The sequence below is a fragment of the Reichenbachiella ulvae genome, assembly GCF_025833875.1.
Lineage (GTDB): Bacteria > Bacteroidota > Bacteroidia > Cytophagales > Cyclobacteriaceae > Reichenbachiella > Reichenbachiella ulvae.
Map to the genome: position 1 here is coordinate 930379 of NZ_JAOYOD010000001.1, position 11883 is coordinate 942261.

The 11883-nt window shown below is 39.7% G+C and carries 15 protein-coding genes; 7 read left to right on the forward strand and 8 right to left on the reverse strand.

All coding sequences use genetic code 11. From position 1 onward, the window contains the following. Nucleotides 1-3: 3 nt before the first annotated feature. Together N7U62_RS03500 and wecB are read right to left on the reverse strand one after the other, a co-directional pair. The gene (locus N7U62_RS03500; RefSeq protein WP_264136493.1) at nt 4-546 is read right to left on the reverse strand and encodes a class I SAM-dependent methyltransferase; all 543 of its coding nucleotides are present in this window, start codon (nt 544-546) and stop codon (nt 4-6) included. A gap of 3 nt (nt 547-549) precedes the next feature. Then, nucleotides 550-1641, reverse strand: a complete 1092-nt coding sequence (gene wecB / locus N7U62_RS03505; RefSeq protein ID WP_264136494.1) for a non-hydrolyzing UDP-N-acetylglucosamine 2-epimerase — start codon at nt 1639-1641, stop codon at nt 550-552. A gap of 101 nt (nt 1642-1742) precedes the next feature. Here wecB and N7U62_RS03510 point away from each other — a divergent pair, with 101 nt between their 5' ends. Next, the gene (locus tag N7U62_RS03510; protein WP_264136495.1) at nt 1743-2954 is read left to right on the forward strand and encodes a glycosyltransferase family 4 protein; all 1212 of its coding nucleotides are present in this window, start codon (nt 1743-1745) and stop codon (nt 2952-2954) included. A 55-nt stretch (nt 2955-3009) separates the two neighbouring features. Here the strand turns inward: N7U62_RS03510 and N7U62_RS03515 are convergent, their stop codons facing one another. Further along, the gene (locus N7U62_RS03515) at nt 3010-3630 is read right to left on the reverse strand and encodes an SRPBCC family protein (RefSeq protein WP_264136496.1); all 621 of its coding nucleotides are present in this window, start codon (nt 3628-3630) and stop codon (nt 3010-3012) included. Nucleotides 3631-3729: 99 nt separating this feature from the next. Between N7U62_RS03515 and N7U62_RS23205 the strand changes: the two genes are divergently transcribed. The 3 genes from N7U62_RS23205 to N7U62_RS03525 all read left to right on the forward strand — a co-directional run bounded on the left by N7U62_RS23205 (nt 3730) and on the right by N7U62_RS03525 (nt 5414). Beyond that, nucleotides 3730-4170 (forward strand): RDD family protein, encoded by a 441-nt coding sequence (locus N7U62_RS23205; RefSeq protein ID WP_404818011.1) that lies wholly within the window; start codon nt 3730-3732, stop codon nt 4168-4170. 76 nt (nt 4171-4246) lie between these two features. Continuing rightward, nucleotides 4247-4810: a YqhA family protein gene (locus N7U62_RS03520; protein ID WP_264136497.1), complete on the forward strand. Its 564-nt coding sequence runs from the start codon at nt 4247-4249 to the stop codon at nt 4808-4810. Nucleotides 4811-4865: 55 nt separating this feature from the next. Further along, nucleotides 4866-5414, forward strand: coding sequence for an NUDIX domain-containing protein (locus N7U62_RS03525; RefSeq protein WP_264140409.1), 549 nt, complete (start codon nt 4866-4868; stop codon nt 5412-5414). Here the strand turns inward: N7U62_RS03525 and N7U62_RS03530 are convergent. After that, a complete protein-coding gene (locus N7U62_RS03530; RefSeq protein ID WP_264136498.1) occupies nt 5411-5614 on the reverse strand; it encodes a hypothetical protein in 204 nt (67 codons plus the stop codon). The genes N7U62_RS03525 and N7U62_RS03530 overlap by 4 nt on opposite strands. Before the next feature lie 201 nt (nt 5615-5815). On the opposite strand from N7U62_RS03530, the gene N7U62_RS03535 reads away from it, so the two are divergent. After that, a complete protein-coding gene (locus tag N7U62_RS03535; protein ID WP_264136499.1) occupies nt 5816-7144 on the forward strand; it encodes an MATE family efflux transporter in 1329 nt (442 codons plus the stop codon). Here N7U62_RS03535 and N7U62_RS03540 read toward each other — a convergent pair. Next, nucleotides 7141-7821 carry a methyltransferase domain-containing protein gene (locus N7U62_RS03540; protein WP_264136500.1) on the reverse strand — a complete coding sequence of 227 codons (681 nt, stop codon included), beginning with the start codon at nt 7819-7821 and terminating at the stop codon, nt 7141-7143. The genes N7U62_RS03535 and N7U62_RS03540 overlap by 4 nt on opposite strands. A gap of 2 nt (nt 7822-7823) precedes the next feature. Further along, nucleotides 7824-9152 carry a signal recognition particle protein gene (ffh, locus tag N7U62_RS03545; RefSeq protein WP_264136501.1) on the reverse strand — a complete coding sequence of 443 codons (1329 nt, stop codon included), beginning with the start codon at nt 9150-9152 and terminating at the stop codon, nt 7824-7826. Nucleotides 9153-9324: 172 nt separating this feature from the next. Between ffh and N7U62_RS03550 the strand changes: the two genes are divergently transcribed. Both N7U62_RS03550 and N7U62_RS03555 read left to right on the forward strand, forming a co-directional pair. Further along, entirely contained in the window at nt 9325-10248 is a 924-nt protein-coding gene (locus N7U62_RS03550; RefSeq protein WP_264136502.1) for a mechanosensitive ion channel family protein, read from the forward strand. Between the two features lie 115 nt (nt 10249-10363). Further along, on the forward strand, nt 10364-10840 hold the full coding sequence (locus N7U62_RS03555; protein ID WP_264136503.1) for a hypothetical protein: 477 nt from the start codon (nt 10364-10366) through the stop codon (nt 10838-10840). Nucleotides 10841-10847: 7 nt separating this feature from the next. Here N7U62_RS03555 and N7U62_RS23210 read toward each other — a convergent pair whose 3' ends face one another. Beyond that, nucleotides 10848-11165 (reverse strand): endonuclease/exonuclease/phosphatase family protein, encoded by a 318-nt coding sequence (locus N7U62_RS23210; RefSeq protein WP_404818012.1) that lies wholly within the window; start codon nt 11163-11165, stop codon nt 10848-10850. Beyond that, the gene (locus N7U62_RS03560; protein ID WP_264136504.1) at nt 11074-11883 is read right to left on the reverse strand and encodes an exonuclease/endonuclease/phosphatase family protein; all 810 of its coding nucleotides are present in this window, start codon (nt 11881-11883) and stop codon (nt 11074-11076) included. The genes N7U62_RS23210 and N7U62_RS03560 overlap by 92 nt, the downstream gene beginning before the upstream one ends.

Genomic DNA, 11883 nt, shown 5'->3' on the forward strand with positions numbered 1-11883 from the left:
TAACTATTTGCGTTCGCAGTAGACGATGTAATGCCTTGGAACAAATCTTCTCAAAATAGGTCTAAGGCCAATTTTGTTTGCCTTATCCACCCACTTTTGGGAGTCCAGTATTTTCCATCCTGCTTTGTCTAAAAGCATATCGAATTGTCTGGGTTCGAATTCGTGATAGTGCCTGTCAAAAGGGTCTTTTTCATTCCAGTAGGCAGTTGAAAACCATAGTCTTAATGGAACCGATGCAATTAGTTTTTTTGCTTTGGTTTCCTTTAAAATTGGAAAAGGAGAAACCAGATGCTCAAAGATTTCAAAAGCAGTCAATACATCACATTTCGAATCGATTACCGATTGATTGTCCAGATCAAGGTCTAATCCCAAGGCAGTGTTTTGAATGTCGTACCCTAAAGATTTTATTTGATCTGAAAGAGGATTTGAAGGGCCTAAGTCCAAGATGCTTTCTTCCTTGTCAATTTTGTCAGAAAGAAAAGCGATGGTTTTTTGATACCTCTCAGAGGATTTTTGAATGTATTCCCCGATAAACTGTTCGGACATGACTTAAAATTTACTTTTTAAAACATCAATTATACGCTCGGCAGTTTTTCCATCCCATTTATCGGGAATTTTTGACTCCTTCCATTGTTTGGCTAAAATCTGCTCTATGGACTTTTTGAGCAATTCCATATCGTTTCCAATTAAAATGTTAGAGCCGATGGTAATGGTCTCGGGTCTCTCTGTGTTTAGTCTAAGAGTTAGACATGGTACCTTCAAGAAGGTCGATTCTTCCTGAATCCCACCCGAATCAGTGATGATGGCCAGACTGTTCTTTAATAGATAAATGAAATTAAGGTATCCCTGAGGTTCTACAAGTTCGATATTTTGAAAAGAATGATCCCTCTCTTTAAGTGAGTTAAGAGTTCTTGGGTGGATTGGGAAAACGACTTTTTTGTCTTTTACAAACTCATCAATAGACTTAAGCTGATCGATCAGATGATCAAATGAATCCACATTAGAAGGGCGGTGGAGTGTTAATAAAAAGAACTCTCCTGGAGCAATTCCCTTCTCTTCTAAAAAGTCTGGAGGAGTTAGTTTGTCTAGATTATATGCCAGGGTGTCGATCATCGTATTTCCTACAAAATGAACGTTATCGCTATTCTTTCCTTCGCTAAGTAAGATCTTGCTAGCGTCCTCTGTAGTAGTGAAGAAATAATCCGAGATGGAATCTGTAACCATTCTATTGATCTCTTCTGGCATTTCTAGATCGTAGGATCTTAATCCTGCTTCCACGTGCGCTACCTTATGGTTCAATTTCTTTGCAACCAGAGAGCAAGCCACTGTGGAGTTGATATCACCAACCACTAGTACCAAATTAGTTTCAGGCTTTTGAAGAAGAAATTCTTCAAATTTGACCATGATTTGAGCTGTTTGCTGGGCGTGTGTCCCAGACCCTACCTGCAAATTGATGTCAGGTTCGGGAATTTGTAATTCCTCAAAAAATGTATCGCTCATTTTTTTGTCATAATGCTGGCCCGTGTGAACTAAATCATAACTGAAGTTTTCGCCTTTACTAATTCGAGCGTTAATCTCTCTGATTATGGGGGCGATTTTCATAAAATTAGGTCTGGCACCTGCTATAATGACTATGTGCATATCGTGTTTTTAATCAATTATCAAATTCGATTTCTATGCTGCTAAATTGTCTTATTTTTGTCGAAAATGAACCTTTTATTTCAAACAAAAACCAGAACTCTTTGGGACGTAAAATACTAATGCTTTTAAATGAACCTTATCCAACGGATATCAGGGTTTTAAAAGAATCAAGATCATTGTTAGAGGCCGAATTTGAAATAACGCTTTGTTGTCTGGCCCGAAAAGACGAAAAGTTGGAAGAAGAGGTTGGGGGCGTAAGAGTTTTGAGACTTAAAGGGTCTGAGTCGACTGCCAAGAAAGGTCTCCTGGATATGTACTTGTCTATGACCAGGATTAATCCACTATTCAGTAGATTTCTTAAAAATCTTTTTTCCAAAGAGACCTTTGATTTTGTTCATGTTCATGATTTGCCACTGTTTTTCACGGCCAGGTCCGTGAGCCCAGTGCCTGTTTTTTTAGATCTTCATGAAAACTATCCTGACGCCCTTTCAGTTTGGTTTAAATGGAGAAAGAATCCACTGATTCGATTGAAGAATAGAATGTTTTTCAATTATCCCCACTGGCAAAAGTTTGAGCAGGACGCTGTTAAAGAAGCAGATCATGTAATTGCTGTGGTAGATGAGATGAAAGAAAGGCTGCTCGATCAAACGGGCCTTGAATCAGATAAAATAACTGTAGTGTCCAATATGGAGGATCGATACTTTTTGGAGCAGGAGGTTGATCCTCAGGTGTTTGAAAAGTACAAGGGTAGGTTTATTGTAAGCTATACAGGTAATGTAGGTCCCCATCGAGGAGTCGATACATTGGTAAAGTCAATGGCTTTTTTAAAGGACCATGAAGACATAGTTGTACTGATAATTGGTAACTGCTCGGATGATACTCGATCTTATCTGGAAAGTTTGGTAGAAGAAAATGGTTTGCAGGGAAGAGTGGAACTTTGGGGCTACCGTCCCTTTCATCAATTTTATTCTTTCATGAATATGTCTGACGTGAATATTATACCTCACAATAAATCTGGACATACGGATCATACTATACCACATAAGCTGTTTCAGGCCATGATGGTGGGCAAACCGGTAATAGTGAGTAGTTGCAAACCTTTGAAGAGAACAGTAGAGCTTAGTAAGGCTGGGTTGGTATTTGAGGCAGAAAATGCGGAGGATTTGTCCAAACAAATATTAAGACTCTATCAGGAAACTGAATTATACAAGGAATTGGGAGTGAATGCAAAAAAAGCAACTATAGATGGAGATATGAATTGGGAAAATGAGGGTAGAAAATTAGTTGAACTTTATTCCCATTTTTCTAATTGAGAATAGAAAAGGAAATGGCCAGGTATCTATATTAAGTTCTGGCCATTTATATTCTTTATAAATCAACAGATACAGAATCAATACCCATCATAGTCGAGTCTGATTCTATTGTCATTTCTGCATGCTCTATTTCTTCTGGTAGGCCTTCTACATATGTTTTTAGATCGGCAAGGCCTTCTTCGTAGGATGGTCCTAACATACTTTCCATCATTAACCCGAAATAATGCATATATGGATTAGGACCTAAATCCCCTTCGTAAGTCCAGGTTACATTCGAGCTACCATTTTCTTCTTTGATGATGAATGAAGCGTAGGACGGAGCATCAAATCCTTCAAAATACATTTCAGTCTTGACTAACTCCGATTCTTCTAATTCTATGATCTCCTGGCTTCCTTTGCCTACTTTTTCATGTTCGCTCTCCCAACTCATCTTCATCCCAACTTCTCCATCGGGGCCTTCAAATTCGTATTGGGTACCATCCGGATCAATTTTATGCCAGGGAGACCAATTGTACATCTGTCTAAAGTCTTTGGTTACGTCGTAAATTTTCTGTGGTGAGGCATCGATTGAGATACTTCGTTCGAGTGATACTTCTCTTGGGAGGAACCAGCCGATTAATGCTAAAACTCCCATCGAAATGACAATTACTTGAATAATGATTTTAAGCGCTTTCATAAGTTTTAGGTTTAGTTAATATGAAAGCATCAAATTAATCAATTAGATCACTTGATTCAATACTTTTGTAAGCAAATTTGAATTGTACGAAACCTTAATATGAATAGGAACTTGAATCATTTTGCAGACTTTTCACAACGATTGCTTGCATACAACCTTGATCTCACGGTTTTGCTTCTTTTATTATTTCCGCTTTCATTTTTGATCTCGATAGATTGGATTTATTACGCATTGTGTTTTGTGATTGTATGCATATATCATTCGGTTTTGGAGAGGACTAGCTGGCATGCAACCGTTGGTAAGCATTATACTCAAATGAAAGTGGTTGATTATAAAACAAAGGAGGGGATTTCTATGGGAAGAGCTTTGTTGCGAATATTAGCTAAGTTCCTTTCCTTGGCTCCATGTTTTGCTGGTTTTTTCTTGATTTATTTTAGGGCTGATCGTAGGGCTTTACATGACTTGATAGCAGGGACTTGTGTCATTAGATTTTCTAAGTTGAAGACAAAGGATCCTATTACTAAAGGAAATAAAATGTAGTGGGGACAGGCAGAAAAGAAAATTAATCTTATTTTAGCCTTATTGAATAATATTGATAATCAACAGTCAAAAAACTATGGCACGAAAGAGTAAAGCTTTTTCTTGGTTCGAGAATACATTTGAAGGAATCATCTTCTGGAGTAGATGGGTTCAGGCACCTTTGTATGGTGGATTAATTGTAGGGGCGGTTTTGTATTTGGTTACTTTCTTTAATGAACTTGTACACCTCTTTCATCAAGTAATTGGTGGAGAAACTGAAACCAAAGTGATGCTTACCCTTTTGAGTTTGGTAGATATCTCTATGGTGATGAACCTGGTTGTGATGGTTTCTATTGGAGGTTACTCGATCTTTACTTCTAAAATAGATGTAGAAATGCATGAGGATAAACCCCTATGGTTAGAAGGTTTGGATGCAGGTATGTTGAAAATTAAACTGGCAACCTCTCTCGCCTCTATTTCTGGGGTTCAGCTGTTGAAAAAATTTGTTGACTACAGGGAGATTTCTCTTGTAGAAGGTAATGAAGGTATCTACGTGGAGATTGTGATTCACATGGTTTTCATTCTTTCTGCTTTGTTACTATCTGTTACGGAGAAAACCATCCACTCATACGCTCACCAAGGACCAGAGGGAGAACATTAAGATTAATTGGAACTAAAAAATATTTAAGGCGCCAATTAAGGCGCCTTTTTTTGTGATGAAAAATCCTTGGAAAAAACTCAGTGAAAAAGAAATCTATTCTAACCCATGGATTAGGGTCGAAGAGCATCAGGTAATCAATCCAAAAGGAGGGAAAGGGATTTATGGAAAGGTGCACTTCAAGGGTAGGGCATTGGCGGTGATTCCTATAGACAAGCATGGTCATACCTGGCTCGTTGGACAATATCGTTATACTTTGGATGAGTACAGTTGGGAAGTTCCGATGGGTGGAGTTCCACTGGAAGAAGATGTTTTGGATGGTGCCAAAAGAGAGTTGAAGGAAGAAACAGGGTTAACTGCAGCTGATTGGAAGCGAATTGCAAGGATTCATACCTCTAACTCTGTTACTGATGAGGAAGGCTTTATTTATGTCGCGAAAGGACTCACAGAAGGTGAGACAGAGTTTGATGAGACGGAGGATCTTGCCATCAAAAGACTTCCTATTGAGGAAGCCATAGAAATGGTAATGTCAGGCGAAATAACCGATAGCTTGAGTATGGCAGGATTGTTAAAGGTGAAGGTTTTGATGGATCAGGGATTGATTTAGGATTGGATGTACTGTACAGCCCATTCTATTTCGGGGTTGAATTTCTGAATGATTCGGTTGGCCAAAAGCCAGTTGTCAGCCTCTAGACTCATCAGTACATCTATCGTTCCTGCTGGATGGGATTGAAAGTCATTTTTCAATGCTGATTTAGAACCTGCTTTCAGTCGTTTTTCCAGACTGTTTCTCCATAAATAAATCATAACCTGGCGCATTTTGTTGATGAAGCAAATAAAGCTTGTTGAGTCTTAAAACTTTTATTTAATCGACAACTGGCTTTAATTCTTAGATGAAAGCCTTTAAAAGGAAGAAGTGAGGCTGAAAAAAGGGTTGAAGGAGATATAGGTTGTTTTAACCTGATAATTATTCCGTTCAGCGAAAAAATGAATTAATCCCAAACAACATTGACACTAAAAGAGCATTATAAGAAAAATATTGTGCTGGCCTATCCGGTTATATTGAGCCAGCTCGGTCACATTACTGTTTCGGTAGCAGATAGTGTGATGGTGGGACAATTGGGGCCAATACCTCTGGCCTCAGTCTCTTTGGCATTAAGCGTAGTTACCTTGTTTATGCTTTTTGGAATTGGTGCTTCATATGGGATGACCCCTTTGGTTGCGGCTGCAGATGGAGCAAATGATAAGAAAAGCGCTGCTTCAATTTTAAAGAATGGATTGGTCTATAGTACCATACTCGGGATTCTCTTACTTGTTTTTTCTCTGCTTGCCGAACAGGTTTTTCCATTTCTTGGACAGGAAAAGGAGGTGGTATCAGGCGCATTGCCATTTTATAGAGTGGTAGGGATAAGTCTGTTACCCTTGATGCTGTTTCAGGGCTTTAGACAATTTGCAGAAGGCCTGTCAATGACCAGACAAGCTATGGTTATATCTATTGCTGGTAATGTGCTCAATGTTTTCCTCAATTATGTGTTCATATTTGGTCATTTTGGGTGTCCTGCCTTAGGGATGGTAGGGGCAGGCTATGCTACTTTGATATCTCGAGTTGTTCAAGCGATTGCCATGGGCGTTTTTGTCGTGCGCTATCATCGATTCAGAAGATATGTAAGTGTTTTGGACTCAATAGAGATTGAGTGGAAAGTGATCAAAAGAATTTTAAGAATAGGTGGTCCCACTGGATTACAGTTTGTATTTGAAATAGGCGCCTTTAGTGCATCTGCCATTATGGTGGGCTGGTTGGGGGCCTTGCCACTAGCTGCGCATCAGATTGCAATGAATCTTTCTGCAATTACCTACATGACTGCTACTGGTATTGCGTCTGCAGCTAGTATCAGAGTAGCTAATCAATTGGGGCGAAAGGATGAACATAACCTTATGTTGGCTGGTAAGACATGTTTTATCATGACCGTTGCACTAATGGCATTTTATTCCCTGTTGTTGGTGCTAGGTCGACATTGGCTGCCTCAGTTGTATGTGGATAATCAGGAGGTCATTGAAATCGCCTCTGTATTGCTAGTAATTGTAGCACTCTATCAAATATCTGATGGGGTTCAGACGGTGGGTTTGGGTGTGCTGCGAGGTTTAGCTGATGTGAAAGTGCCTACTTATGTGACATTAGTGACCTATTGGGTGATCGCCATACCTGTTGGCTATGTGTGTGCTTTTGTTTTTGAATGGGGGAGTGCAGGTGTTTGGGTTGGTCTATTGGTAGGCTTGACTCTGGCCGCCGTGGCTCATTTGTATCGTTTTAGGCAGCTCGTTAAATCTCGTTTTTAGTAGATCTTTGCCAGGTATTGATCATTTTCGTCAGTGAATAAAATCTCCATATTCAGGCCTAATTCTGATGTGATTTCTTTCAGCTTGTCTTGATCGACGTATACCCAATCAAACCAATCCCCTTTTTGGTTTTTGTATTCGTATTGGTATCGCACTTCTCCAAAATACCCATCTGGCATTGGGGTGCCATCTTCATACAAATAGGATATGTCCGAGGAGTCGGCCAGGATTTGTCCTCCTTCTTTTAGAAGACTTTGGCAATGTTTGAGGAGCGCAGGAACCTGATCTAATTTACCAGCTAAGCCTAAGCCATTCATGAGTAATAGAATGGTATCGTATTTTCCTTTATGCTTTTTGTAATCATCATTACTGAACTTCTTCATCCCAGACATTCTAAGGGTGTCAATGCAGCCTGGAGAGATGTCAAGGGCAGTAACATCGAATTTTAGTGCTTGAAGGAATAATGCATGTGCGCCAGCAGCAGCCCCCAAATCAAGGATGCTACCATAGCACGCACCAATAGCCGTATTCTCAAGTTCAGTAAAGTCCTCATGCTCTCTGAAAAATACCTCAACAGGCATTTCTTCGGTTTCGCCGTAGGAGTTGTGAAGAAGTAGGGGCGAGGCGTCTTCCTTTTTGTAGTAATCCAGTATTGCCTGTCCGTGAAGGTCTTTCACTCTTATTTGCCAAAAAGGTTCATGCCTGACATCATACGTTTGGCTCCACCCATTTTGTTCATGGTCTTCATCATCTTTCGCATCTGATCGAACTGCTTCAATAGCTGGTTAACCTCCTGAATAGAAGTACCGCTACCGTTGGCAATTCTTTTCTTTCGGCTGCCGTTGATCAAATCAGGGTTTTCTCTTTCGGTGATAGTCATTGACTTGATGATGGCTTCAATAGGCTTCAATGAATCATCATCTATATCAATGTCTTTAATGGCCTTACTGACTCCTGGGATCATTCCCATTAAGTCTTTCAGGTTACCCATTTTTTTGATTTGCTCTAATTGGGAAAGGAAATCGTCAAACCCGAAGTTGTTTTTACGGATTTTCTTCTGGATACGTTTGGCTTCTTCCTGATCAAAGTTTTGTTGGGCTTTTTCTACCAACGAAACCACATCCCCCATACCAAGGATCCTACTAGCCATCCTTTCTGGATAGAAGATATCTAAGGCCTCCATTTTCTCACCGTGAGAAATGTACTTGATAGGCTTTTCTACTACCGTACGTATCGAAAGTGCAGCACCCCCGCGTGTATCACCATCCATCTTGGTCAATACAACCCCGTCAAAGTTCAAACGATCGTTGAAGGTTTTGGCTGTGTTGACAGCATCCTGACCTGTCATGGCATCCACTACAAAAAGAGTCTCAGCAGGGTTCAGGTTCTTCTTTAGAGATTCAATCTCTTGCATCATTTGTTCGTCTACCGCCAGACGTCCCGCAGTATCGACTATGATGGTCTTTTTATTGTTTTCTTTTGCGTATTTGATCGCGTTCTTGGCAATCTTTAGAGCGTCTTTGTTATCAGGTTCGGCATATACGTCTACTCCGATTTGTTCACCAAGCACTTTCAGCTGATCGATCGCAGCAGGTCTGTAGATATCACATGCCACCAACAATACATTTCTTTGGCTTTTAAGGTGATTAGCAAGTTTCCCGGTAAAAGTGGTTTTACCAGAACCTTGTAGACCTGAAATCAAAATGATGTTTGGGTCACCTTGTAAATTGATTTCTTCTTTTGAGCCTCCCATCAATAGAGTCAGCTCATCCGATACGATCTTAGTCAATAACTGACCTGGAGATACAGCAGTGAGGACATCTTGTCCCATCGCTTTGTCCTTGATAGTGTCGGTAACATTCTTAGCTACTTTGTAGTTAACATCGGCATCTACAAGCGCTCTTCTGATCTCTTTGACAGTAGTTGCCACATTGATTTCAGAGATTTTGCCTTGCCCTTTCAGGTTCTTGAATGCCTTATCTAACTTTCCACTTAAATTATCAAACATATCTGCTAAGAATTAAAATTTCGGCAAAGCTAATCATTCGATCATCAAATGTCCATATTTCGGATTTTGAATCGGTCTTTTTGTTGTGCACCAGCCTGTACTTTTTAAATCTATCTTGTTTCTATTATCTTTAGGATTCAGCATGATTATGATTTCATCAAAATGAAACATAATGCCGAAACTATCCAGACTCCTTTTTCCACTTTTAGTCTTATTGTTTTTTCTCTTTTCTACCTCCATTATATCGGTAGTAGATCAACCAGTTGTTGACGAGTTACTGGTTTATTGGATGCCTATTCGTAGAATAATGATAGTGCTATCGGTTGCATGGGTTCTGATAGTATTAGCCAAGTTAGGTAAGTCAATACTCTTGAAGCACTATGATGTTTCGATTGAGGATAACCTGACTTCCCGCAAGGTACATACACAGATCAGGGTGCTTTACAAAATCCTGGTTTTCTTCATTACCTTGATCAGTGCAGGGATGATTTTGATTTCTTTTGAGGGGATTCGTCAAATTGGCCTGGGGCTTTTTGCTTCGGCGGGGGTTGCTGGTATCATATTGGGTTTTGCAGCTCAGAAGGTGCTGGGTTTATTGCTGGCAGGACTTCAGATTGCATTCGCTCAACCTTTTAGAATTGACGATGCAGTAATTATTGAGAATGAATGGGGTTGGATTGAGGAGATTAATCTTACCTATATAGTAGTTCGAATCTGGGATAAAAGAAGGCTAGTCGTACCCACTACATATTTCCTGGAAAAGCCCTTTCAAAACTGGACCAAATCTTCTGCTGAGATTATTGGGAGTGTTTTTATTCACACTGATTATACGATACCATTCGATGCTTTGAGAGATGAATTGGATCGAATATTAGCTGCTACTGAACTTTGGGATGGCAAGGTAAAAGTACTTCAAGTGACGGATGCCAAGGAGTTTTCTGTGGAGAGCAGAATTCTAGTGAGTGCAAAGAATTCTCCGACAGCATGGGATCTGAGGGTTCATGTGAGAGAAAAACTCATTTCCTTCATCCAAAAAGAGTATCCTGAAAGTTTGCCAAAAACCAGAATTCAAATTAAAGAGCCCTCGGCAGCCTAAATATTTTTTGCTGAACTGAAACCTTTCGAGTTGTTTTGCAGTATTGTCTTTTGTTATGTACCTTGTAATGCATAATACCTGTTATAAACATATGGTCAACTCAAAATAAATAATTATGAAAAGCACAATCGCAATATGGGTAGCAGCTATGACTTTTAGTGTAGTCTCCTATGCCCAGCCTCAAAAGGTTAAGGAAAGAGATCTTGGTGGTGTATGGCAAATGAAAATTGAATTGGGAGAGGATTTTATTGAGAAGGAGATAGAGAAAGAAGATGATGTGATGGCACGCATCATTATGCAGGCAACGGGATCTTTTGTTGATGGTATCTTAGACGAACTTGATATTAAATTCAGGTTCCTGGATGACAATGTTTGCAAAATCTATGTTTCGGCTTTTGGATCTGAATCAGAAGTGGAGACCGGAGAGTGGTACATCAACAGCAAAGGCCAGCTAATCATAAGTGATACAGATTCCTATCAATCAGACGGGGATGAGTATTGGATGATGCAAGATGATATATTGATAGCCATGGAAGATGGAGAAATACTGGAGGATGATGCTAAAGTCTATATGGTCAGAATATCTGATTAATTAATCATCATTCAAAACGATAAAGAGCCCGGGTAGGAAAATGATCTGATATCCGGGCTTTTCTATTGACATCATAATCGACCGCTTCTAACCCCTCGCCAAAGAATTGATGATCGATTCTAAGAAAGAATAAAAGGTTATTGAGTGTAAAATCAAAACCACTACCTGCTTGGTGAAAGGAGGATCGAAAGTTACTATCTAATTGTCGATAATTGTTGCTGTAGGGTAGTTCATTAAAGTCTCCTGCCAGGACAGAGGGGATAGGGAGAGGATAGACAATGCTGAATGGTCTGTTCGATTTGTTGACTATGCTTTTTAGTGCCATCTATTATTCTGGAAAGAATGTCTGTGCTTGTTGAAAATAGGTTTTTAATTTTTCTCAAACGATGCAATTCTAGCTGCATGGATTCTAGATGTATATTGTAGATACGAACGGTATCTTTATCAATCAACACATCGCTATAAATGCAGGCATTTGGTCTACCGATACTCTCCCAGACCAACCCTCTATGAATGATAGGGAATTTGGAAAAAATAGCCATGCCGGGCGCATGATCTCCTTCCATTTTAGCCTTGAAAACATGAGCATGATAGCCATTATTAATCATTTTGCTAGTGATGTCCAGAGCGCTCCATCGAGGGTTTGTGCTGTATTCTTGAAAACACTTAATATCGCTTGACTCGTTGACTGACCAGTTGATTAGTTCTCCGGAGAATTTGTCATAGCGCTTGTGCTCTCTGAAGCTTTTTACATTGTATCCCAATAAGCTGAAGTCATGTGATTGAGAAGTTGTGTTGAAAGCATAACTCTCAAGTATGAAATTAGTTCCCAACAATAAGCTAATTGCTGGAAACACCCACCATTTTTTTCTAGCCAATAGTGCAGTGAGCAATAAGAGCAGGTTGCCAGTTAATACTAGCGGTATGGCAATTGAGAAAAGAGACAAGAAGGGGAGAAACCCAGTAGGCATATAATAACTTCCATAGCAGGCCAAGGATACTATGGAACTAGCTAAAAATACCCTATTGGATTTCTTTTTCAT

Excerpts from the sequence above, each read along its gene's own strand:
- N7U62_RS23210 (WP_404818012.1), bottom strand. The coding sequence starts at position 11,165 with ATGGCACTAAAAAGCATAGTCAACAAATCGAACAGACCATTCAGCATT.
- N7U62_RS03515 (WP_264136496.1), bottom strand. The coding sequence starts at position 3,630 with ATGAAAGCGCTTAAAATCATTATTCAAGTAATTGTCATTTCGATGGGA.
- N7U62_RS03555 (WP_264136503.1), top strand. The coding sequence starts at position 10,364 with ATGAAAAGCACAATCGCAATATGGGTAGCAGCTATGACTTTTAGTGTA.
- ffh (WP_264136501.1), bottom strand. The coding sequence starts at position 9,152 with ATGTTTGATAATTTAAGTGGAAAGTTAGATAAGGCATTCAAGAACCTG.
- N7U62_RS03520 (WP_264136497.1), top strand. The coding sequence starts at position 4,247 with ATGGCACGAAAGAGTAAAGCTTTTTCTTGGTTCGAGAATACATTTGAA.
- N7U62_RS03525 (WP_264140409.1), top strand. The coding sequence starts at position 4,866 with ATGAAAAATCCTTGGAAAAAACTCAGTGAAAAAGAAATCTATTCTAAC.
- N7U62_RS03500 (WP_264136493.1), bottom strand. The coding sequence starts at position 546 with ATGTCCGAACAGTTTATCGGGGAATACATTCAAAAATCCTCTGAGAGG.
- N7U62_RS03550 (WP_264136502.1), top strand. The coding sequence starts at position 9,325 with ATGCCGAAACTATCCAGACTCCTTTTTCCACTTTTAGTCTTATTGTTT.
- wecB (WP_264136494.1), bottom strand. The coding sequence starts at position 1,641 with ATGCACATAGTCATTATAGCAGGTGCCAGACCTAATTTTATGAAAATC.
- N7U62_RS03560 (WP_264136504.1), bottom strand. The coding sequence starts at position 11,883 with ATGAAAAAGAAATCCAATAGGGTATTTTTAGCTAGTTCCATAGTATCC.
- N7U62_RS03530 (WP_264136498.1), bottom strand. The coding sequence starts at position 5,614 with ATGATTTATTTATGGAGAAACAGTCTGGAAAAACGACTGAAAGCAGGT.
- N7U62_RS23205 (WP_404818011.1), top strand. The coding sequence starts at position 3,730 with ATGAATAGGAACTTGAATCATTTTGCAGACTTTTCACAACGATTGCTT.